24 protein-coding genes are annotated in these 21,581 nt (G+C 70.7%); 13 read left to right on the forward strand and 11 right to left on the reverse strand.

The window, feature by feature from the left end; all coding sequences use genetic code 11:
- Window positions 1-11: 11 nt before the first annotated feature.
- Window positions 12-557, reverse strand: a complete 546-nt coding sequence (gene def / locus ACLF6P_RS09680) for a peptide deformylase (RefSeq protein WP_415949507.1) — start codon at window positions 555-557, stop codon at window positions 12-14.
- Between the two features lie 147 nt (window positions 558-704).
- Between def and ACLF6P_RS09685 the strand changes: the two genes are divergently transcribed.
- The 7 genes from ACLF6P_RS09685 to ACLF6P_RS09715 all read left to right on the forward strand — a co-directional run bounded on the left by ACLF6P_RS09685 (window position 705) and on the right by ACLF6P_RS09715 (window position 8,414).
- Window positions 705-1,964, forward strand: coding sequence for a MurT ligase domain-containing protein (locus tag ACLF6P_RS09685; protein ID WP_415949509.1), 1,260 nt, complete (start codon window positions 705-707; stop codon window positions 1,962-1,964).
- Between the two features lie 21 nt (window positions 1,965-1,985).
- Entirely contained in the window at window positions 1,986-2,714 is a 729-nt protein-coding gene (locus ACLF6P_RS09690) for a type 1 glutamine amidotransferase (RefSeq protein ID WP_415949510.1), read from the forward strand.
- A 212-nt stretch (window positions 2,715-2,926) separates the two neighbouring features.
- Complete coding sequence (locus tag ACLF6P_RS09695) at window positions 2,927-3,952, forward strand: 6-phosphofructokinase (protein ID WP_415949511.1); 1,026 nt, start codon at window positions 2,927-2,929, stop codon at window positions 3,950-3,952.
- A gap of 127 nt (window positions 3,953-4,079) precedes the next feature.
- Window positions 4,080-5,036, forward strand: coding sequence for a cytochrome c oxidase assembly protein (locus ACLF6P_RS09700; RefSeq protein WP_415949512.1), 957 nt, complete (start codon window positions 4,080-4,082; stop codon window positions 5,034-5,036).
- A gap of 302 nt (window positions 5,037-5,338) precedes the next feature.
- Window positions 5,339-5,497, forward strand: coding sequence for a hypothetical protein (locus ACLF6P_RS09705; protein WP_415949513.1), 159 nt, complete (start codon window positions 5,339-5,341; stop codon window positions 5,495-5,497).
- Between the two features lie 93 nt (window positions 5,498-5,590).
- Window positions 5,591-5,935 (forward strand): VOC family protein, encoded by a 345-nt coding sequence (locus ACLF6P_RS09710; protein ID WP_415949514.1) that lies wholly within the window; start codon window positions 5,591-5,593, stop codon window positions 5,933-5,935.
- Between the two features lie 91 nt (window positions 5,936-6,026).
- A complete protein-coding gene (locus tag ACLF6P_RS09715) occupies window positions 6,027-8,414 on the forward strand; it encodes an ATP-binding cassette domain-containing protein (RefSeq protein WP_415949515.1) in 2,388 nt (795 codons plus the stop codon).
- 104 nt (window positions 8,415-8,518) lie between these two features.
- Here the strand turns inward: ACLF6P_RS09715 and ACLF6P_RS09720 are convergent, their stop codons facing one another.
- On the reverse strand, window positions 8,519-8,845 hold the full coding sequence (locus ACLF6P_RS09720; RefSeq protein WP_415949516.1) for a plasmid stabilization protein: 327 nt from the start codon (window positions 8,843-8,845) through the stop codon (window positions 8,519-8,521).
- A gap of 147 nt (window positions 8,846-8,992) precedes the next feature.
- Here ACLF6P_RS09720 and ACLF6P_RS09725 point away from each other — a divergent pair, with 147 nt between their 5' ends.
- The gene (locus ACLF6P_RS09725; RefSeq protein ID WP_415949517.1) at window positions 8,993-9,706 is read left to right on the forward strand and encodes a lysophospholipid acyltransferase family protein; all 714 of its coding nucleotides are present in this window, start codon (window positions 8,993-8,995) and stop codon (window positions 9,704-9,706) included.
- 58 nt (window positions 9,707-9,764) lie between these two features.
- Window positions 9,765-10,250: a YbaK/EbsC family protein gene (locus ACLF6P_RS09730; protein WP_415949519.1), complete on the forward strand. Its 486-nt coding sequence runs from the start codon at window positions 9,765-9,767 to the stop codon at window positions 10,248-10,250.
- Window positions 10,251-10,290: 40 nt separating this feature from the next.
- Here the strand turns inward: ACLF6P_RS09730 and ACLF6P_RS09735 are convergent, their stop codons facing one another.
- The 7 genes from ACLF6P_RS09735 to ACLF6P_RS09765 form a co-directional block, all read right to left on the reverse strand.
- Complete coding sequence (locus ACLF6P_RS09735; RefSeq protein ID WP_415949520.1) at window positions 10,291-11,103, reverse strand: urease accessory protein UreD; 813 nt, start codon at window positions 11,101-11,103, stop codon at window positions 10,291-10,293.
- 65 nt (window positions 11,104-11,168) lie between these two features.
- A complete protein-coding gene (gene ureG / locus ACLF6P_RS09740) occupies window positions 11,169-11,855 on the reverse strand; it encodes an urease accessory protein UreG (protein ID WP_415949521.1) in 687 nt (228 codons plus the stop codon).
- Window positions 11,856-11,914: 59 nt separating this feature from the next.
- Window positions 11,915-12,589, reverse strand: a complete 675-nt coding sequence (locus tag ACLF6P_RS09745) for an urease accessory protein UreF (protein ID WP_415949522.1) — start codon at window positions 12,587-12,589, stop codon at window positions 11,915-11,917.
- 71 nt (window positions 12,590-12,660) lie between these two features.
- Window positions 12,661-14,382, reverse strand: coding sequence for an urease subunit alpha (locus ACLF6P_RS09750; RefSeq protein WP_415949523.1), 1,722 nt, complete (start codon window positions 14,380-14,382; stop codon window positions 12,661-12,663).
- Entirely contained in the window at window positions 14,375-14,686 is a 312-nt protein-coding gene (locus ACLF6P_RS09755) for an urease subunit beta (protein ID WP_415949524.1), read from the reverse strand. Before ACLF6P_RS09755 ends, ACLF6P_RS09750 begins: the two co-directional genes overlap by 8 nt.
- 14 nt (window positions 14,687-14,700) lie before the next feature.
- Window positions 14,701-15,003 carry an urease subunit gamma gene (locus ACLF6P_RS09760; RefSeq protein ID WP_415949525.1) on the reverse strand — a complete coding sequence of 101 codons (303 nt, stop codon included), beginning with the start codon at window positions 15,001-15,003 and terminating at the stop codon, window positions 14,701-14,703.
- A gap of 149 nt (window positions 15,004-15,152) precedes the next feature.
- Window positions 15,153-15,770, reverse strand: a complete 618-nt coding sequence (locus ACLF6P_RS09765; RefSeq protein WP_415949526.1) for a TetR/AcrR family transcriptional regulator — start codon at window positions 15,768-15,770, stop codon at window positions 15,153-15,155.
- A gap of 142 nt (window positions 15,771-15,912) precedes the next feature.
- Here ACLF6P_RS09765 and ACLF6P_RS09770 point away from each other — a divergent pair, with 142 nt between their 5' ends.
- Together ACLF6P_RS09770 and ACLF6P_RS09775 are read left to right on the forward strand one after the other, a co-directional pair.
- Window positions 15,913-16,932 carry an ABC transporter permease gene (locus ACLF6P_RS09770; RefSeq protein WP_415949527.1) on the forward strand — a complete coding sequence of 340 codons (1,020 nt, stop codon included), beginning with the start codon at window positions 15,913-15,915 and terminating at the stop codon, window positions 16,930-16,932.
- 648 nt (window positions 16,933-17,580) lie between these two features.
- Window positions 17,581-18,054 carry a C40 family peptidase gene (locus ACLF6P_RS09775; RefSeq protein WP_415949529.1) on the forward strand — a complete coding sequence of 158 codons (474 nt, stop codon included), beginning with the start codon at window positions 17,581-17,583 and terminating at the stop codon, window positions 18,052-18,054.
- 60 nt (window positions 18,055-18,114) lie between these two features.
- Here the strand turns inward: ACLF6P_RS09775 and ACLF6P_RS09780 are convergent, their stop codons facing one another.
- Window positions 18,115-18,468, reverse strand: a complete 354-nt coding sequence (locus ACLF6P_RS09780) for a DUF6223 family protein (protein ID WP_415949530.1) — start codon at window positions 18,466-18,468, stop codon at window positions 18,115-18,117.
- A gap of 265 nt (window positions 18,469-18,733) precedes the next feature.
- Here ACLF6P_RS09780 and ACLF6P_RS09785 point away from each other — a divergent pair, with 265 nt between their 5' ends.
- Both ACLF6P_RS09785 and ACLF6P_RS09790 read left to right on the forward strand, forming a co-directional pair.
- Entirely contained in the window at window positions 18,734-19,858 is a 1,125-nt protein-coding gene (locus ACLF6P_RS09785) for a sensor histidine kinase (RefSeq protein WP_415949531.1), read from the forward strand.
- Window positions 19,859-19,903: 45 nt separating this feature from the next.
- The gene (locus tag ACLF6P_RS09790) at window positions 19,904-20,575 is read left to right on the forward strand and encodes a response regulator (protein ID WP_415949533.1); all 672 of its coding nucleotides are present in this window, start codon (window positions 19,904-19,906) and stop codon (window positions 20,573-20,575) included.
- Between the two features lie 72 nt (window positions 20,576-20,647).
- Here the strand turns inward: ACLF6P_RS09790 and ACLF6P_RS09795 are convergent, their stop codons facing one another.
- Entirely contained in the window at window positions 20,648-21,079 is a 432-nt protein-coding gene (locus ACLF6P_RS09795; protein ID WP_415949535.1) for an ATP-binding protein, read from the reverse strand.
- Window positions 21,080-21,581: the final 502 nt, after the last annotated feature.

Below are 21,581 nucleotides of genomic sequence, written 5' to 3' on the forward strand. Positions count from 1 at the left end.
TGAGACCGGCGTCAGCCCCGGCGCCCCCAGGGCGCGCGCCGCGCCTGCCGGAGGACTCGGCCGCGGCGGAAGCGGTCGAGCCGCTGCGGGTAGATCATGCCGTTCAGGTGGTCGCACTCGTGCTGCAGGCAGCGGGCGAAGAACCCCGTGCCCTGGACCCGGACCTCCTCACCGTGCCGGTCGACGCCCTCCACCACCGCGTAGTCGAAGCGCGGCGTCCCCGCTTCGAGCCCGGGCAGCGACAGGCAGCCTTCCGAGCCGCGGACCGTGACCCCGCCCGTCTCGACCAGACGCGGGTTGATCACATGCCCGACGTGCCGGTTCTCCTCGTCGTCCGGACAGTCGTAGACGAAGACCCTGAGGCCAACCCCGACCTGATTGGCCGCGAGCCCCACCCCCGGCGCCGCGTACATCGTCGCGAACATGTCCTCGATCAACCGGTCGAGCCCGGGCCCGAACTCGGTCACCTCGGCGCACGGCCGGTGCAGCACGTCCTCACCGAGGAGGGTCATCGGCCGTACGTGTCCCGAGCTGCCCGGGAGGGAACCTTTTCGCATCCCGTAAGCGTACGTTTCGCCGCAGACGGGTCCCCAGGGAGTGTCCGGTGGTGGCGCGGTTCGGGGCCGCTGAGGGATCTCGGTAGGCTGACCCGGACCAGTGCCGATGGCAGGCGCGGCGCCGGATGCAAGGAGGAGCAGGTCCCTATGTCACAGCCACAGCCAGGACACGCAGGCGGCGCGGAGCCGCTGTCGCCCCGGTCGAAGCTCGCCGTGACGGCCGGCAAGGCGGCCGCGGCGGTGTCGCGGGCCGCGGGCCGTGGCAGCGGATCGGTGATCGGCGGCCGGGTCGCGCTGAAACTCGACCCCGATCTGCTGGGCCGCCTCGCCACGCATCTCGATGTGGTGCTCGTCTCGGCCACCAACGGCAAGACCACCACCACCCGGCTGATCGCGGAGGCGCTGGGCGCCGCAGGGCCGGTCGTGTCCAATGCGCTCGGCGCCAACATGCCGGCCGGTATCACCTCGGCGCTCGCCGGTGGTTCGGATGCCAAGTTCGGTGTGATCGAGGTGGACGAGAAGTACCTCGCGGGCGTGGCCCGTGATGTCTCGCCGAAGGCCATCGCCCTGCTCAACCTCTCGCGCGACCAGCTCGACCGCGCCGCCGAGACCCGGATGCTCGCCGAGAAGTGGCGGGAGGGCCTGTCCGGTTCGAAGGCCGTCATCATCGCCAACGCCGACGACCCGCTGGTCGTGTGGGCCGCGCACTCCTCGCCGAACGTCGTCTGGGTCGCCGCCGGGCAGGAGTGGAAGGACGACGCCTGGTCGTGCCCCTCCTGCGGCGGTGTGATGCAGCGCCCCGGCGACGACTGGTTCTGCGGCGAGTGCGGTTTCCGCCGTCCGCAGCCCAGCTGGGCCCTGTCGGGCGACCATGTCCTGGACCCGCACGGCTCCGCCTGGCCGATCCACCTGCAGCTGCCGGGCCGCGCCAACAAGGCCAATGCCGCCACCTCGGCCGCCGTCGCCGCCGCCTTCGGTGTGCCGCCGCAGGTCGCGCTGGAGCGGATGTACCAGGTCCAGGCGGTCGCGGGACGCTACGACGTGGTGAACTTCCTCGGCCGTGACGTACGCCTGCTGCTCGCGAAGAACCCGGCGGGCTGGCTGGAGACCTTCTCGCTGATCGACCCGCCGCCGACCCCGGTGATCCTCTCGGTGAACGCGCGGGGCGCCGACGGCACCGACACCTCCTGGCTGTGGGATGTCGACTACACCCGGCTCGCCGGTCACCCGATCTTCGTGATCGGCGACCGCCGTCTCGACCTCGCGGTCCGCCTCGAGGTCGCCGGACTCGACTTCCGCGTCTGCGACACCGTCGACGAGGCCGTGCAGACCGCACCGCCCGGACGGATCGAGCTGATCGCCAACTACACCGCCTTCCAGGACGTACGCCGCCGCGTCGGCAACTGACCGATAGAGGACTGGACGAACATGAGCGACAACAGCCTGCGCCTGGTCTGGGTGTACCCCGACCTGCTCTCCACCTACGGCGACCAGGGCAACGCCCTCGTCGTCGAACGCCGCGCCCGCCAGCGCGGACTGATGGTCGAGCGCTACGACGTACGCAGCGACCAGGCCGTGCCGACCGCCGCCGACATCTACCTGATCGGCGGCGGCGAGGACCGTCCGCAGCGGCTCGCGGCCGAGCGGCTGCGCCGCGACGGCAATCTGCAGCGCGCGGCCGCCAACGGCGCGATCATCTTCTCGGTCTGCGCCGGCTACCAGATCCTCGGCCACGAGTTCATCAACGACCTCGGGGAGCGCGAGCCGGGCCTCGGCCTGCTCGATGTGTTCTCCACGCGCGGCGAGGCCGAGCGCTGCGTCGGCGACGTACTCGCCGACATCGACGCGCCGCTCGGCCTGCCGCAGCTGACCGGCTTCGAGAACCACCAGGGCATCACGCACCTCGGCCCGTCCGCGAAGCCCTTCGCACATGTCCGGCTCGGCCGGGGCAACGGCACCGGCGACGGCACCGAAGGCGCGTACAACGACACGGTGTTCGGCACGTACATGCACGGTCCCGTGCTCGCCCGCAACCCGCAGATCGCGGATCTGCTGATCAAGCTGGCGCTCGATGTGAACGCGCTGCCGCCGGTCGACGACCGCTGGTACGAGGCGCTCCGCAACGAGCGGATCACCGCCGCCACACAGCCCGCCTGAGCGACCGGCAGGCTCGTCTGAGCGCCCGCCGACAGCCCGCCTGAGCGGCCCTCCGCTCGCCTGTTCACCTGGGCATACGTTGGTGGAGACCTCCAACGTCCGGCCCACGGACCGGATTCGGCCCCGTCACTTCGCACTAGTAGGGTGACGGGGTCTTGTCGTCCGGACAGCGTGGTCCGGCCATCCGCCCACGTTGCAAAGGTTCCTGGGCCATGCGTATTGGTGTCCTCACCTCCGGCGGCGACTGCCCCGGCCTGAACGCAGTGATCCGCTCGGTCGTGCACCGCGCCGTTGTCGACCACGGCGACGAGGTCATCGGCTTCCACGACGGGTGGAAGGGTCTCCTCGAATGTGACTACCGCAAGCTTGACCTGGACGCCGTCGGCGGCATCCTCGCCCGCGGCGGCACCATCCTCGGCTCCTCGCGGGTCCGCCCCGAGCATCTGCGGGACGGCGTCGAGCGGGCCAAGGGCCATCTGGCCGACCTCGGCCTCGACGCGGTCATCCCGATCGGCGGCGAGGGCACGCTGAAGGCGGCCCGGCTGCTCTCCGACAACGGCCTGCCCATCGTGGGCGTGCCGAAGACCATCGACAACGACATCGCCGTCACCGACGTGACCTTCGGCTTCGACACGGCCGTGGGTGTCGCGACCGAGGCACTCGACCGGCTCAAGACCACCGCCGAATCGCACCAGCGGGTCCTGATCGTCGAGGTCATGGGCCGGCACACCGGCTGGATCGCGCTCAACTCCGGCATGGCCGCCGGTGCGCACGCGATCGTGGTGCCCGAGCGGCCCTTCGACATCGAGGAGCTGGCGGCCCGGGTCGGGGCACGCTTCGAGGCGGGCAAGAAGTTCGCGATCGTGGTCGCCGCCGAGGGCGCCAAGCCCCGCCCGGGCACCATGGAGTTCGACGAGGGCGGCAAGGACATCTACGGCCACGAGCGCTTCGCCGGGATCGCCCGCCAGCTCTCCGTCGAACTGGAGGAACGCCTCGGCAAGGAGGCGCGGCCCGTCATCCTCGGTCACGTCCAGCGCGGCGGTACGCCCACCGCGTACGACCGTGTGCTCGCCACCCGCTTCGGCTGGCATGCCGTGGAGGCCGTGCACCGCGGCGAGTTCGGGATGATGACGGCGCTGCAGGGCACCGACATCGTGATGGCTCCGCTGGCGCAGGCCGTCGAGACGCTGAAGACGGTTCCCGAGGAGCGCTACGCCGAGGCGGAGTGCGTGCTCTGACCTCGGTCCCTTCCCCGGGCCCGGCCCCCGCTCGTGCGCAGGACTGACCGCCCCCGGCCGCAGACGCGGCCGGGGGCGGTTCTACTCTGGAGCGGACAACAGGCACGAATCAGGAGTGAGTGAGCGGATGGATCACAGCGGACACGGCATGATGACGGATCTGCCGCCGTTCACGCTGGGGCGGGGCCTTCAGCCGTCGTTCGACGCGTTCTTCGCCATCGGCTGCCTCCTCGCACTGCTGCTCTACGGGGCCGGGGTGGTGCGCCTGGTACGGCGCGGGGACAAGTGGCCGGTGGGCCGCAGCGTGTCCTTCGTGTTCGGTGTGCTCAGCGTCGCGCTGATGATGTGCACCAAGCTGAACGACTACGGCATGGTCATGTTCAGCGTGCACATGGTGCAGCACATGGTGATCAGCATGCTCTCGCCGATCCTGCTGCTGCTCGGCGCCCCGATCACCCTGGCGCTGCGCGCGCTGCCGGTAGCGGGCCGTGGCCGCAAGGGGCCGCGTGAGCTGCTGCTCATGCTGCTCCACAGCCGCTACATGAAGGTGGTCACGCATCCCGCGTTCACCATCCCGATGTTCATCGCGAGCCTCTACGGGCTCTATTTCACGCCGCTCTTCGACTTCCTCATGGAGTCCAAGCCGGGGCATGTCGCGATGATGGTGCACTTCCTCGCCGTGGGCCTGGTCTTCTTCTGGCCGATCATGGGCGTGGACCCCGGACCGCACCGGCCCGGCTATGTGATGCGGATGCTGGAGCTGTTCGCCGGTATGCCGTTCCACGCGTTCTTCGGGATCGCGCTGATGATGGCATCGGAGCCGATGATCAGCACGTACCTGCACCCTCCGGCCTCGCTCGGCATCGACGCGCTCTCCGACCAGGAGGCGGGCGGCGGTATCGCCTGGGCGTTCAGTGAGATCCCCTCCGTGGTGGTCCTGGTGGCGCTGCTCTTCCAGTGGCGCAGGTCCGAGGAGCGGGAGGCCAAGCGCAAGGACCGGGCCGCCGACCGTGACGGGGACAAGGAGCTCGAGGCGTACAACGCGTATCTGGCCTCGCTGAACGCCCGCAGCGGGTCGTCGTAGCGGCACGTCTCCGACAGGACGGCGGGACATCAGACGGCGACAGGATACGGAAAGGCCGAAAAAGCTGCCGGGCGCGGGAACCGATGAGCCGCGCCGGCCGTTGAACCTGGTGAAGCCCCGCAGCCACCCCCGTCTGCGGGGCTTCACCAGGTCTGCGGGGCTTCACCGGTTTCCTGCGGCGTTCGGCCGTACGCGGTCGCCATCTGCGCCGAATGCTGGCGGGAACCACGTTCCACAAGGGACGATGGAGTTCAGGAGGCAGCCCGGGCCGAGGGCCGGCCTGGCGTGAGGAGGGTGTCGCGATGCCCGGAACCACGAAGGCGATGGGAATGCTCACCGTGGGAGGGCTCGTCTGCGTGACGGCCTACACGGTGGCGCTCGGCAGTAACGGCTGGCTCTGGTTCGGCTGGATCGTGCTCGGAATGATCACCCTGGCGATGGCGGTGTCACGCGATTCCTGATGCCGCGGGCGGCATCCCGCCCAGCAGGAGCGTCGGCCGACCGGTCAGTTTTCGAGAAGCGGCCCCCGCGGGGCCGGGGCTAGCTTGGCTGACATGACTACTCAAGGCATCACCGTCGTCCTGCACCCCGTCGCCGACCTCACCAAGGCCAAGGAGGTCTACACCGCGCTGCTCGGTGTGGAGCCCGTCGCCGACGGTCCGTACTACGTCGGCTACGAGGCCGCCGGCCAGCACATCGGCCTCGTGCCAGGCGGCGGCCCCCAGGGTCCGACCTCTCCGGTCGCGTACTGGAAGGTCGCCGACCTCACGGCGAAGCTCGCCGAGCTCACCGCCAGCGGAGCGAAGATCGCGGAAGAGCCGCACGAGGTCGGCGGCGGCCGTAGGGTTGCCGCTGTCACCGATGTCGACGGGAACGTCCTCGGGCTGCTGCAGGACTGACCGGCAGCACGCCCCCGGGCAACCCGCGCCCCCCACACACACCGGCAGAGCACCGTTTCGTCTTTCAACAGAAGCTGGAGTACGAGCAGACATGGCCACGCGGAAGAAGGCGCAGTCGCCCGCGGTGCACGCCGCCGACACCCACGACATGATCCGGGTTCACGGCGCGCGTGAGAACAACCTCAAGGACGTCAGCATCGAGATTCCCAAGCGCCGTCTCACGGTGTTCACCGGTGTCTCAGGTTCCGGGAAGTCCTCGCTGGTCTTCGACACGATCGCGGCCGAGTCGCAGCGGCTGATCAACGAGACGTACAGCGCGTTCCTGCAGGGCTTCATGCCCACCATGGCGCGGCCCGAGGTCGACGTGCTCGACGGTCTGACCACCGTCATCAGCGTCGACCAGCAGCGGATGGGCTCCGATCCGCGCTCGACCGTGGGCACGGCCACCGACGCCCATGCGATGCTGCGGATCCTGTTCAGCCGGCTCGGCAAGCCCTACTTCGGGCCGCCCGGGGCGTTCTCCTTCAATGTCGCCTCCGTCTCCGCGAGCGGCGGGTTCACCGTCGAGCGCGGGGCGGAGAAGACGAAGACCGAGAAGGTCAGCTTCTCGCGCACCGGCGGCATGTGCGTCAACTGCGAGGGCCGGGGAACGGTCTCGGACATCGACCTGGCGCAGCTCTTCGACGAGACGAAGTCGCTGAACGAGGACCCGTTCACGATCCCCACGTACACCGGTGACGGCTGGGTCGTACGGATCATCCGCGAGTCCGGTTTCTTCGACCCGGACAAGCCGATCCGCCGCTTCACCAAGAAGGAGCGGCACGCGTTCCTGTACCACGAGCCGGTGAAGGTGAAGATCAACGGCGTCAACCTCACGTACGAGGGTCTGATCCCGAAGATCCAGAAGTCCTTCCTGTCGAAGGACCGTGAGTCGATGCAGCCGCATATCCGGGCCTTCGTGGACCGTGCGGTCACCTTCCAGGTCTGTCCGGAGTGCGAGGGCACGCGGCTCACGGAAGGGGCGCGGTCCGCGAAGATCGCGGGCGTCTCCATCGCGGACGTCTGCGACATGGAGATCCGTGATCTGGCCGAGTGGGTACGGGGGCTCGACGAACCCTCGGTCACGCCGCTGCTGACCGCGCTGCAGCAGGCGCTCGACTCGTTCGTGGAGATCGGCCTCGGCTATCTCTCCCTGAACCGTCCCGCGGGCACCCTGTCCGGCGGTGAGGCGCAGCGCGTGAAGATGATCCGGCACCTCGGCTCCTCACTCACCGATGTCACGTATGTCTTCGACGAGCCGACAATCGGTCTGCACCCGCATGACATCCAGCGGATGAACAACCTGCTGCTGCGGCTGCGCGACAAGGGCAACACGGTGCTCGTGGTGGAGCACAAGCCGGAGGCGATCGCGGTGGCCGACCATGTCGTGGACCTCGGCCCCGGCGCCGGTACGGGCGGTGGCACGGTCTGTTTCGAGGGCGATGTCGAGGGGCTGCGCGCGAGCGACACCGTCACCGGACGGCATCTCGACGACCGGTCCGCGGTCAAGGACTCCGTGCGCAAGCCGACCGGGAAGCTCGCGATCCGCGGCGCCCGGGCCAACAACCTGCAGGAGGTCGATGTCGACATTCCGCTGGGTGTGCTGACCGTCGTCACAGGTGTCGCGGGCTCCGGCAAGAGCTCGCTCATCCACGGTTCCATCCCCGCCGAGGAGGGCGTGGTCTCGGTGGACCAGGCCGCGATCCGCGGTTCGCGGCGCAGCAACCCGGCCACGTACACGGGCCTGCTCGAGCCGGTCCGCAAGGCCTTCGCCAAGGCCAACGGGGTCAAGCCGGCACTGTTCAGCGCCAACTCCGAGGGCGCCTGCCCGACCTGCAACGGCGCCGGGGTCATCTACACGGACCTCGGGATGATGGCGGGCGTCTCGACGACCTGCGAGGACTGCGAGGGCAAGCGGTTCCAGGCCTCGGTCCTCGAGTACAAGCTGGGCGGCAGGAACATCAGCGAGGTGCTGTCGATGCCCGTCTCCGAGGCGGAGGAGTACTTCGCCGAGGGCGAGGCGAAGATCCCGGCCGCGCTGCGGATCGTGCAGCGCCTGGAGGACGTCGGCCTCGGCTACATCACCCTGGGCCAGCCGCTCACCACGCTCTCCGGCGGCGAGCGCCAGCGCCTGAAGCTTGCCACGCACATGGGCGACAAGGGCGGCGTGTACGTCCTCGACGAGCCGACGACCGGTCTGCATCTGGCCGATGTGGAGCAGCTGCTCGGGCTGCTCGACCGCCTCGTGGACTCCGGCAAGTCGGTCGTCGTCATCGAGCACCACCAGGCCGTGATGGCGCATGCCGACTGGATCATCGACCTCGGCCCTGGCGCGGGACACGACGGCGGCCGGATCGTGTTCGAGGGGACGCCGGCGGACCTGGTGAAGAAGAAGCCGACGCTGACCGGTGAGCACCTGGCGCAGTACGTCGGGGCCTGAGGCCGGGTGGCCGAAATGCGGGGAGGGGCCTTCGGCTCCTCCCCGCAAGCCCGCCGGTTCCTCAGGCTTGCCGGTTCCTCAGGCTTGCCGATTCCTCGCCGCGGCTACTTGCCGACGGCCTTGCGTAGCTGCTCCTTCGTCATGGACGAACGCCCCTCGATGTTCTTCCGCCTGGCCTCCTCGTAGAGCTGATCCCGCGTCGGGCCCTGCGCGCCCTGATGCGAACGCATGCCGCCACGCTGCCCGGACGACTTGGGGTCCCGCGTGGACACGGCACTGGCGGTCTTCGACTCGCCCTTGCGGGCCCGCTCCTTGTTGACGGTCCGGGCGGCGATCTCCTCGGCGCGGGACTCGGACTCGCCGCGCTTCATCGCGCTCTCCTTGATGTGCTCGTACTGCCGCTCACGCTTCCTGCTCGATCCGGCGGGCATCCTCGTTCCCTTCCTCGGCATCGTCGCTCCCGCGTACCCCGTCGGGGATGCTTACGCGGTGCCCCGGCGGGATCTACACTGTGGCGGCTCGGGCCCACCGCATCAGCAGGTACGGCGCCACGACAGTCGAAACGGGGAGCCGCCGCCATGTTCTATTACGTCCTGAAATACGTGCTGCTCGGCCCGCTGCTGCGGTTGCTGTTCCGGCCCCGTATCGAAGGACTCCAGCACGTCCCGGACAGCGGCCCGGCCATCGTCGCGGGCAATCACCTCTCATTCTCCGACCATTTCCTCATGCCCGCGATCCTGAAGCGGCGGATCACCTTCCTCGCGAAGGCCGAGTACTTCACCGGTCCCGGTCTGAAGGGCCGCCTGACCGCGTTCTTCTTCCGCAGCGCGGGGCAGATCCCCGTCGACCGTTCGGGCAAGGAGGCCGGGCAGGCGGCGATCCGGGAAGGGCTCGGCGTCCTGGGCAAGGGCGAGCTGCTCGGGATCTACCCCGAGGGGACCCGCTCGCACGACGGCCGTCTCTACAAGGGCAAGGTCGGCGTCGCGGCGATGGCGCTCAAGGGCGGCGTTCCGGTGGTGCCGTGCGCGATGATCGGCACCTTCGAGGCCCAGCCCCCGGGCCAGAAGCTCCCCCGGCTGCACCGCATCACCATCCGCTTCGGCGAGCCGCTCGACTTCTCCCGCTTCGCGGGGATGGAGAACGAGAAGGCCGTGCTGCGTGCGGTGACGGACGAAATCATGTACTCCATCCTCGAACTGTCCGGGCAGGAGTACGTGGACCGGTACGCGGCGGTCGTGAAGGCCCAGGAGCAGGAGGCGGCGAAGAAGTCGCGCCGTACGCCGCTGAGTTAGGGTGATGATCGTCGGTGAACGGACCGGTCGGCGGGCCGGACGAGCTGAAGGCGGATGTGTGGCTGAGCACGAGCAGTACACCAAACTGATCGGGCTGCTCGACGAGCGCGGCGCCCGCTACCGCGTCATCGAGCACGAGGCCGAGGGCGCGACGGAAGCGGTGAGTGCGCTGCGCGGCAACACGCTCGCGCAGGCCGCGAAGTGCATCGTCGTGATGGTCAAGCTGACAAAGAAGACCAAGGCCTACGTGCTCGCCGTGGTCCCCGGTGACCGGCGGGTGGATCTGGGTGCGGTGAAGGCGCTGTTCGGCGGGGTGTACGCCGGGTTCGCCACGGCCGAGGTGGCCGAGCGGCTCGCCGGGAGTGTCAGCGGGACCATCCTGCCGTTCTCCTTCGACCCCGAGCTGCAGCTCGTGGTCGATCCGGCGCTCCTCGAACACGAGGAGCTGTTCTTCAACGCGGCCCGCCTCGACCGCTCGCTCGCCCTCGCCACGGCGGACTACGTAGCGATCGCGGAGCCGCGCACGGAGTCCATCGCGGGCTGAGCCTTCGGGGCGCGGCAGGGCGGGGCGCGGCGGGGCGCGCTCATGACGTGAGTGTGCGCAGCGCTTCGTCCAGGGTCCGCCGTACGGTCAGCGCGTCCGGCGCCACCGCCGTGACCAGGGCGGCCGGGCCCGCCAGCGGGGTGAGTGAGGCGTGCTCGGCGAGCATCGCCGGCTGCACGGGATGCGCGGCGAATTCGGGCCGTACGACGATGAGTTGGCCGAGCGCGCGCAGGCCCGCGAGCACGGCGGGGCCGTCCCAGCCCCCTGGTGCACCGGGGCCACAGGACAGTTCCTGGTCGAGCAGGCTCCGACCCGCGGACCGTACGGTGAGCCGGCTGGTCAGGCGGCCCGGTGTCTCGCCGCAGCGGCCGAGCACCTGTTCCTCGCGCAGCACGAGAAGCCCGTCCGCGGCAACCTCCGCCCGGGTCGTGAGGTACAGCTCGCTGCGGTGGACGCTGATGAGCTGCTCCGGCAGCCAGTGCAGGGCGGCGCCCGGCCCGACCGTCAGGTCGACGTCGTACTGCGCGGGTCGGCCGCAGCGCCCGGGCAGGGCGAGAGTGGCGGCGGTGGAGGTGAGGTGCAGGCGGGCACCGGCTTCCACAGCGGCGCGTACGCTCAGGCGGTCGCCGCCGAGCGGGGCGCTCATCGCGCCGATCAGTGCGACGCGCGCCTCACCGGGCTCGCCGCGGATCCGCCGTACCGCCAGCGGGCCCTCGCCTTCGAGGACCGGCAGGGCGATCGACCCGTCGGTGTCCCGGCGGGCCTTGATCCGTGCGGCGGCCTCGATGCCGGTCTCGGCGGCCGCAGGTTCGGGGTCCGCCGCCGGGGCCGTGGGGCGTCCGGGCGGGGCCATGGGCCGGACCTGGGCCGGCCCGGTGCGGATCCCGTGACTCGCCGTACGCGTACCGTGTGCCGCCGTCATGCCGTGTGCCACGCGTCGAGCCGTGCCCGCACCCAGTCGGCGACCTCCCCGGCGCCGCGCTCCGAGCGCAACGACTGGAAGACGACGGGCAGTTCGTCCCGCTGCTCCTTGGCATCGCGCGCCATCCGCTGCAGATCGGAGCCGACATACGGCGCCAGGTCAGTCTTGTTGACCACGAGCAGATCGGCCGTGGTCACGCCGGGGCCGCCCTTGCGCGGGATGTCATCGCCGCCCGCGACGTCGATCACGAAGATCTGGGCGTCGACCAGCCCTCTGGAGAAGGTGGCGGTCAGGTTGTCGCCACCCGATTCGACGAGCACCAGCTGCAGCGGGCCGATCATCTCCTCCAGGTCCTCGACGGCTTCGAGGTTGGCGGAGATGTCGTCACGGATCGCGGTGTGCGGGCAGGCGCCGGTCTCCACGGCCGTGATCCGCTCGGGCGGCAGCACGGCCTCGCGCAGCAGGAAGTCGGCGTCCTCGCGGGTGTAGATGTCGTTGGTGACGACGGCCAGCGAGACGGTCTCGCGCAGGGTGCGGCACAGCGCGGCGACGGTCGCGGTCTTGCCGGAGCCCACGGGTCCGCCGAGCCCGATCCGCAGCGCGCGGCGGCGGCCGTCGGGGCGCATTGGTTCGGCGCTGTGGGTGTGGCGTTCGGGGTGGGTGGACGGGTGGTCGAGGTGCACGGGTGGTGTCCTTCGCGGGTCGGGGTGTCGGGCGGGCGACCAGGGGGCGGGCGGCCCGGTCACGAGGCGAAGAGCCGTACCGGCCAGGTGGCGTGGGCTTCGGCGCCGATCTCCAGGAGTGGCGCGGAGGCCCGCGGCAGCGCCTCCGCTCCCTCGGTCAGCGAGCGCTGGGCTGCCCGCGCCGCCGCGGCCACGGTCGTGTCCAGCTCGGGGGCGAGCCCGGCCAGGACCGCCGTTGCCTGGAACGGGTCGAGACCGAGCAGCCGTACGGTCGCGGTGGCGGGTCCACTGACGCTCTCGTACGCGGCGCAGTGGGCGGCGTCCTCGGGCCCGAGCCCGGCGGCCCGTGCGGTGAGACCGAGCACCACGGGCTGGTGGGCCCCGCGCGGGCGGGCGGCCGCGAGGGCGGAGAGTTCGGGCGTGGGCCAGGTGGCGCGGGCGGCCCGCATCAGCTGCCGCCCGAGTCTGCGGCCCGCCGTGCGCAGTGCGGACGAGGGGGTACGGGCATCGGCGGCCTCGTCGAGTACGAGCGGGTCCGTGCCGAGCGCGGCCGCGGCGGCTAGTCCCGCCGCGACCAGGCCCGCGGTGTGCAGACGGCCGCGGCAGAACTGCTCCAGGCTCGCCGCGTCCGTGATCCGCCCGGCCTTGACCGCTTCCTCCGCTCCCCCGGAGTGGGCGTGCCCGCCGGCGGGGAAGCGCCCGTCGGCGAGGACGAGCAGGGCGGCTCGGCTCATGGGCGTACTCCTCCGGGCAGGACGGGAATGTGGCGGCTTCGAAAAACGTGGCAGCTTCAGAAGTGGCAGCTTCAGAACAGGAAGTACCGCTGTGCCATGGGCAGTTCCGCGGCCGGGGCCGCCTCGACCGCCTCCCCGTCGATGGTGACGGCGAAGCTGTCCGGGTCGACGCGGACGTCGGGCAGGGCGTCGTTCTGCCGCATGTCGGCCTTGGTGATGCCGCGGGTGGAGCCGGCGGCGGTGAACTGCTTGTCCAGGCCGAGGCGTTCGGGCAGACCGTCGTCGAGCGCGGCCTGGGCCACGAAGTTGAAGGAGCCTTTGCCGGGCGCCTTGCCCAGTGCCCCGAACATCGGCCGCGGCAGGACCGGCTGCGGGGTGGGGATGGAGGCGTTGGCGTCCCCCATCTGCGCGTAGGCGATCTGGCCGCCCTTGATGACGAGCCGCGGCTTCACCCCGAAGAACGCCGGGTCCCACAGCACGAGGTCCGCGAGCTTCCCGGTCTCGACCGAGCCGATCTCGTGGTCGAGGCCCTGCGCCACTGCCGGGTTGATGGTGTATTTGGCGACATAGCGACGGGCCCGGTGGTTGTCCGCCCGGCCGTCGCCCGAGAGGGATCCGCGGCGCTTCTTCATCACATGCGCGGTCTGCCAGGTCCGCAGGATCACCTCGCCGATGCGGCCCATGGCCTGCGAGTCCGAGGAGATGACGGAGATCGCGCCCAGGTCGTGGAGGATGTCCTCGGCCGCGATCGTCGAGGGCCGGATGCGGGATTCGGCGAAGGCCAGGTCCTCGGGTACAGCCGGGTTGAGGTGGTGGCAGACCATCAGCATGTCGAGATGTTCCTCGACGGTGTTGACGGTGTGCGGGCGGGTCGGATTGGTGGAGCTGGGCAGCACGTTGGGCTCGCCGACCACGGTGATGATGTCGGGTGCGTGGCCGCCGCCCGCGCCTTCGGTGTGGTAGGCGTGCAGGGTGCGTCCCGCCACGGCGGCGAGCGTGTCCCCCACGAAACCGGCCTCGTTCAGCGTGTCCGTGTGGATGGCGAGCTGGGCGCCGCTCTCCTCGCAGACACTCAGACAGGCGTCGATGACGGCCGGGGTCGCACCCCAGTCCTCGTGGATCTTGAACCCGAGTGCGCCGCCGCGCAGTTGGGCGTGCATCGCCGCGCGGGACATCGTGTTGCCCTTGCCGAGCAGCCCGATGTTGAGCGGGGTGGCGTCAAGCGCCTGGAACATCCGTTCCAGGTGCCAGGAACCGGGCGTGATGGTGGTGGCCTTGGTGCCTTCGGCGGGGCCGGTGCCGCCGCCGACGAGGGTGGTGATGCCGCTCGCGAGTGCGGTGTCGAGCAGGCCCGGCGAGATGTAGTGCACATGGGCGTCGATGGCACCCGCGGTGAGGATCCGCCCGTTGCCCGCGATGACCTCGGTCTCGGGCCCGATCACGAGGTCCGGGTGCACCCCGTCCATGGTGTCCGGGTTGCCCGCCTTGCCGATGCCGGTGATCCGGCCGTCCCGCAGGCCGATGTCGGCCTTGACGATGCCCCAGTGGTCGAGGATCACCGCACCGGTGATGACGGTGTCGGGTGCGCCTTCGGCCCGGGTCGTACGGGACTGGCCCATCGACTCGCGGATCACCTTGCCACCGCCGAAGACGGCCTCGTCGCCGGCGCGTCCCGGGCCGCCCGCGCGGTCCTCCTCGATCGCAATGGTGAGGTCGGTGTCGGCGAGCCGGATCCGGTCGCCGGTGGTCGGTCCGTAGAGGTCCGCGTAGGCGGCGCGGGTCAGTTCAGGCATCGAGCGCTCCCGCCGTCTCACCGCGGAGGCCTGGAATCTGCCGCAGCCCGCGCAGGGGTACGAGTTCCACTTCGGCCGGGATGCCGGGCTCGAAGCGGACCGCCGTGCCCGCGGCGATGTTGAGCCGCCTGCCGTGCGCCGCCGGGCGGTCGAACTCCAGGCCCGGGTTGGCCTCGGCGAAGTGGTAGTGGGAGCCGACCTGGACGGGCCGATCGGCGGCGTTGAGGACGGTGATCCGGGTGACATCGAGGCCCTCGTTCAGGGCGACGGCGTCCTCGGCGTGGAGGATCTCTCCGGGGATCATGGCAGTTCTCCCCGTCAGACGATCGGCTCGTGCACGGTGACGAGCTTCGTGCCGTCGGGGAAGGTCGCCTCGACCTGGACGTCGTGGAGCATCTCGGGGACGCCGTCCATCACATCCGCCCGGGTGAGGACCTCGCGGCCGGAAGCCATCAGCTCCGCCACGGTCCTGCCGTCGCGGGCGCCTTCGAGGACGTGCGAGGTGATCAGGGCGATGCTCTCGGGGTGGTTGAGTCTCACCCCGCGCTCGCGGCGCCTGGCCGCCACATCGGCGGCCACGTGGATGAGCAGCCGTTCCTGCTCGTGCAGGGTCAGTTGCACGCGTGCACCTCACAGTCCTCGTCGCATCACCCGAACCGGCCGCACCGGCCAGGTGTCCCGGCACACTAACCACCGTCGACGCCATGTTGATCAGGGCTTTCCGCCCGGCGGAAGAGATTGCACGCTAATGCCGAAGTTTTTCCTGCGCGTTAACTGGGGCCGGGAACCTCCATACGCATGAGGGCGCGCAGCCCGCCCTCCAGCTGTTCGACCTTCACATCTCCGAACAGGGCCTCCTGCGCCATGAAGCCCATCGCCATCGCCATCATCGTGCGCGCCACATGGTCGGGGTCGACGTCGCGGGACATCAGCCCCTTGTCCTGGTACGTCCGGACGACATCGCCCCACAGGGCCCGCATGCCGGTGACTCCGGTGCGCAGGTTCTCGGAGAGCCCGCCGTTGCGCAGTGTCTCCGCCCAGACCTGGATCACGAGCTCGGCGAAGGCCTGGTGGTCCTCGCCACCCGGGCCGTCGAGCACCCGGCGCAGCACATGGGCGAGGAACGCGTCGGGCAGCGGCGGCGGGTTCTGCTCGGCGGCCTCCGCGAACGCCCCGCGGATGGTTTCGAAGGCCTCCTGGACGATGGCCTCGATCAGCTCCTCCTTGCCGCTGAAGTAGCGGTACACGGCGCCGGCGGAGAGGCCGACCTCCTTGAGGACGTCCTGCATCGACGTGGCGTGGAAGCCGTTGCGCGCGAAGCAGCGCCGGGCGCCGACGATGATCTGCCGGCGACGGGCGTCGAGGTGTTCCTGGGATACGCGGGCCATGCCCACAAATTTAAAACGAACATTCCTTCTTGACAAGCATCACGAGCGGCGGGACAGTGACCTCAGCGCAAAAACGAACGATCCTTCTCTATAACTTCGGCGTCCCCCGGGGCGCCACCGGACCTCAGACAGGGAGATCGCCATGTCCTCCGCTACGCCCCCGCCCCGGCCCGAGAGCCCCCGCAAGCTCATCGCCGTGATCGTCCTGGTCCCGGTCATCGTCGCCCTCGCCCTGTGGGCCTTCGCCTGGCCCGCCTCCCGTACGGCACCGCGCGATGTGCCGATCGGTGTCGCCGGGCCCGCGCCCGCGGTGACGCAGATCGAGGAGCAGCTCGACCGGCGCGCAGGCGCCTTCGAGATCACCCGCTACGCCGACGAGGCCGCCGCACGCGAGGCGATCGAGAACCGGGACGTGTACGGCGCCTTCGTCGTCACCGAGGAGGGGCCGAAGCTCCTCACGGCGACGGCCGCGAGCCCGCTCGTCGCCCAGCTCCTCCAGCAGGCGGCCGCCGCGGGCGCGCCCGAAGGCGCTCCGGTCCCGGTCGACGACGTGGTCGCCGCCTCCGCGGACGACCCGCGCGGAGCGGTGCTGAGCACGAGCGTCCTGCCGCTCGCGATCGCGGGGGTGGCGGCGGGCTCGCTCGTCACCTTCCTCGGCCTGCGCGGTGTGCGCGCCGCACTCGGTCTGACCGGCGCCGCGACCCTGGTCGGGATCGTCGCGGCGGCGCTCGCGCACAGCTGGCTCGGCGCACTGACCGGCGACTGGTGGACGGAGGCCGCCGTGCTCGCCCTGTCCACGCTCGCAGTCAGCGCGGCGGTCGCCGGACTCGCGGCGGTGATCGGCCCGGCGGGCATCGGGGTCGGCGCGCTGCTCGTCGTCCTCATCGGCAACCCGCTCTCCGGCGTCCCCTCGGCCCCCGAACTGCTCCCCGAGCCGGCCGGATTCCTGGGCCAGCTGCTGCCGCCGGGGGCGGGCGGGTCACTGCTCCGCTCCGTGTCCTTCTTCGACGGCGCGGGCGCGGCGGGCCCGGCCCTCACCCTGGGCGTATGGGCCCTGGCGGGGCTCTGCCTCGTCCTGATCGGAGGGGCACGCCGCCGCCCCGCCCCCACGGGCACGGACCCGGCCCCGGCGAACGCCCCCGAGCCCGCCCCGGTCGTCTGACGGCGAGCCCCTCATACAGCCGTGCACCCTCGACGTAGCGGACGAGGGTGCACGGCTCTCTGCCTGCTGCCGTATCCCGTGCCGCAGGGGGGGCAGCTGAGTAAGGGTCAGGTGTACGGACGCGCCTTCTGCTAGGCCGAACGCGCTCCCCCTATCGGAGCAATCGACGCATCGACCTGTGCTCCCGGGGACTTGCACAGGTTTGCAGGCGAGAGCCGAAGCGAGTCGTTCCGCCCCTGGTACACGGCCTGCGGGGCCCTCGGCCGCGCGCCAGAAGTCAACCTTGCCCACCCGAACAGCGCATACATGACGAACCTCACAAAACGTCGTTTCTACCCGGAAATCACACCGGCCGTGCATGAGGATCTCTTGCGACGACAAGTCCCCGCCGCACCGGTGGGGCGGTCCGGGTGGACGCCGAATCCTGCCGCCGCCCGGATGCCAGGTCGACATCGCTGGACCGGCAGGAGTGGAGGACCCGAGCAGTACGGGACCCCGGTCGCTGTCCTCGCGACAGAAGCCGGGCCCTTGGGGTGAAGTCGCCTCCGCGGCACGGCGGTCGAGCCGTGGCGTGCGGGCGGCCGGGCATTCTTCGTTGGCCCGAATCCGACAGGTCATCCTTCTCAGGCGCCTGACGAAGGGGTGCGCATGACCGCGCGTCACCGTGTTCCGTCGCTGATCACACGGGCAGGCGCCGCATCGGTGCTCACGCTCGCGGCGGTCGGCGGCACAGTTCTCGCACCGGGAGCGGCCACCGAGGCCGAAGCCGCGAGCGTGGCCACCAAGGCCGTCCGGATCGCCGCTTCGAAGAAGGGGGCCCCGTACAAGTACGGGGCCGAGGGACCACGCCGCTTCGATTGTTCCGGGCTGACGCTCTACTCGTACAAGCACGCCGGCAAGAAGCTGCCGCGCACCGCCGCGGCGCAGTACAACAAGAGCCACCATGTGCGGGCGAGCCAGCGCCGCCACGGCGACCTGGTCTTCTTCCATTCGGGCCGGGGCATCTACCACGTCGGCATATACGCCGGGAAGGGCCGCATCTGGCACGCTCCCAAGCCGGGTTCGCGGGTGCGTCTGGAGAAGATCTGGACCCGGAGCGTCTGGTACGGGCGGGTGGCCTGAGCCCTCACTCCGAACCCTCGCCCCCCGAACCCGCACTCCTGGTCCCACGCTCCTGATCGCTCACCGCGCTCGCCTAGGGCCGCCCCTCAGCACTCGGGTGCCGAAGTACATCCCGAGCAGTCCGAGGGGGACGGCGAACACGGCACCGACCATGCCGTTACCGGTCCCGGGTCCGCCGTCGGACGTGGCCAGGTGCAGCACCGCGAGGAAGCTCGCGGCGAGACCCACCACCAGGGCGCACAGGGCGATGGTGCGGGGCGTGCCGTACGCGGTGCGGCCTGCCGCGCGGGCCCGGGCCAGCCGGCCGAGGGCCACGGCGATCGCCCCTACCGCGAGGGCGAGGTTGGCGCCGGTGCGCCCGTCGCCGATGGCGCCGCCCTCGGCGGCCAGGATCAGGGCTTGAGTCGCGTTCATGGTTCCTCCTGGGTCTCTGTCCGGTCTGTTGCTGTGTCTCTGTCAGGTCTGTTGCTGTGTCTCTGTCCGGTCGGTCGGTGGGTCGAGACTGCCGCGGCGGCCCGCCCGCGGTCGTCCGGCAGACGCAGACACTTCGCGCTGCCGCCGCGGGCGCAGCCCCGTACCGCGGTCGCGGCAGGCACCGGCCGTCTACCGCGTTCGTGGTGGACGGCCACTCCTGCCGAGGCCTGATTCGCCCCCGTGGCCGGGCGACTAAGGTGCGCGCATGGGCATCGGGAGCGTCCGCCTCACCCGCGGGGTCACGGACTGGCTGGTCGCCGTCGCGGTGGCGGCGCTGCTGCTCGGCAGCGGTCTCACCGGCCGCCCGGCCGACGGGGCCGCCGCGCTGCCGGGCTCGGTGCTTCTCGCGGCCGGCGGACTCGCGCTCGCCGCGCGCAACCGGGCGCCGCTGGCCGTGCTCGGCGCCACCGCGGTGTGTGCGGTGGGGTATCAGGCGGCCGGTTTCCATGTCCTGGCCGTCTCCTACCTGGTCGCGGTATACGCCGCTGTGCGGGCCGGACACCACGCCGTCACGCTGATCGCTTCCGTATCGCTGATCGTCGTCCTGCATGTGACGGCGCTGCTCTGCCATGACGGTCCGGTGCGCGAGGCGCTCGCGCAGGCACGCGGGACGCTCGAACTCGCCTGGCTGGTGGCCGCGTTCGCCGCGGCTGAGGCCCTGCGGCAGGCCGAGCGGCGGGCCCGGGAGGCGGAACGCGGCAAGGAGGAGGCGGCACGGCGGCGCGCGGACGAGGAACGGCTGCACATCGCACGCGAACTGCACGACTCCCTGACGCACCAGATCTCGGTCATCAAGATCCAGTCCGAGGTCGCGGTGCATGTGGCGCGCCGACGCGGCGAGCAGATCCCGGAGGCGCTGCTGGCGATCCAGGAGGCGGGCCGCGAGGCAAACCGGGAGCTGCGCGCCACTCTGGAGGCGCTCCGCGATGACGACACCGCGCCACCTCGCGGGCTCGACGACATCAAGGACCTGGTGGCGCGTGCCGCGCACGAAGGGCTCGAAGTGACACTGACGGTCGAGGGGCACAGCGGCGACCTGCCGGCCGCGGTGGGCCGCACCGCCTACCGGATCGTGCAGGAGGCACTGACCAACGTCGTACGGCACTCCGGTGCCGCCACCGCCACCGTGCGGATCGAACACCGGCCAAACGCCCTGGCCGTACGGATCGAGGACGACGGCCGGGCGGCCGTAAAGCTGCCGCCCGAGCCCGGACTCGGTCTGGTGGGGATGCGGGAGCGGGTCACCGCGCTCGGCGGACAGCTCCTGGCCGCGCCCCGCGCCGGGGGTGGATTCACCGTCCGGGCCGAACTTCCCGTGGAGCGTGCGTGATGATTCCCGGGGAGCGTGTGTGGTGATTCCCATGGAGCGTGTGTGGTGATCCGAGTCCTCCTGGTCGACGACCAGCCGCTGATCCGCAGCGGATTCCGTGCGCTGCTCGACCTGGAGGACGACATCGACGTGGTCGCGGAGGCCGCCGACGGTGAGGAGGGCGTGCGGCTCGCGGCGCTGCACCGGCCCGATGTGGTGCTCGTCGACATCCGGATGCCGGTGGTCGACGGGATCGAGGCGACCCGGCGGATCGCCGCCGACCCCGCTCTGGCCGCGGTGCATGTCGTGATCCTGACGAACTACGGCATGGACGAGTACGTACTCGACGCGCTGCGCGCGGGCGCCGCCGGGTTCCTGGTGAAGGACATCCTGCCGGAGGACCTGCTGTATGCGGTGCGGGTGGCGGCGCGCGGGGACGCCCTGCTCGCGCCGTCCATCACGCGCCGGCTGATTGTCCGCTACCTCAGTGCTCCACCCGCGGCCGCGGGGGCCGGTCCGGCAGCGGGGCTCGACGAGCTGACGGGCCGGGAGCGGGAAGCGGTCGCGCTGGCCGCGCAGGGACTCTCCAATGACGAGATCGCCGGGCGCATGGTGATCAGCCCGTCGACGGCGAAGACGCATATCAACCGGGCGATGACGAAGCTGCACGCGCGCGACCGTGCCCAGCTGGTGGTGTTCGCGTACGAGTCCGGGCTGGTGACGCCCCGTACGGCCTGAGGGAGGCCGCCCGCGTGCGACCGCTGCCGTCACCCCGGGGCGGTCCCCGCCGTCAACTCCGGGTGCCGGCCGTCAGCTCTGGACCGGTGCCGTCCACGGCAGGGCGATCCACACCGTCTTGCCGCCGTCCTCCGTCGCGTTGACCGAGAGGCGGCCGCCGCATTCCGCGGCGAGCCAGCGGATGATGACCATGCCGCGCCCGTTGTCCTGCTGGACCGCGGCGGGCAGCCGCTTGGGGAAGCGGGGGTGGCTGTCGGTCACCCCGATGCGCAGCTGCTCGTCGCGCTCGAGACGGATGTCCACCGTGAACGTGGGCGACTGGCCGAAGGTGTGCTGGACGGCGTTGGTGGCGAGCTCCGAGACGATCAGCCGGACCGAGTCAGCGATCTCGGCCTCGCCCGGCAGTCCCCACTCGGTGAGCACCTGGGTCACATAGGTGCGCGCCGCAGGCACCGAGGCGGGATCGCTCGGCAGTGTGACGGATGCTTCCTGGTGATCTGCCATGGCGACGCTGTCCCTTTCCCGCCGGGGCCGAACTCCCTGCCGTGTCCGGCCGGAACGCGAATCACCTGAATCACGGAGAGCCCCCCGACTGGTGCTTGCGCCAGACTGCCACCTGCCGGGTGCCGACACGTGCGGATCCCCCAAGATATGCATATATCTGTCGCTCGAAGCGGTGAACTCTGCTACGGAAGAACGAATCGCCTTGGCGCGGGTGTCGACGAGTGTCACCGAGACGCCCCGAGTGCAGGTCAGCGGCGTTTGCGACGCGAACCCACATCAACTCGGAGTCTCAACTAGTCTCGCCGAGCGGGTTTTGTGGTACCGAAGTGGACTCCGCCAGAGACTCGGATCACGAGACCGCCCGCAACTGCCAGCCATCTCCCCCGCGTTCCAGTGCCGCGCGCACGCGGTCAGCAGCACCCTAGTGCCGCGTCAGGGAACCTTTGCCCCGTCGCGACGCCCGGCACGTTCCCCCAAGCTCTCAACTTCGTTCGAGCAGGGA

The sequence above is a fragment of the Streptomyces lothianensis genome (assembly GCF_047779955.1).
Classification (GTDB): Bacteria; Actinomycetota; Actinomycetes; order Streptomycetales; family Streptomycetaceae; genus Streptomyces.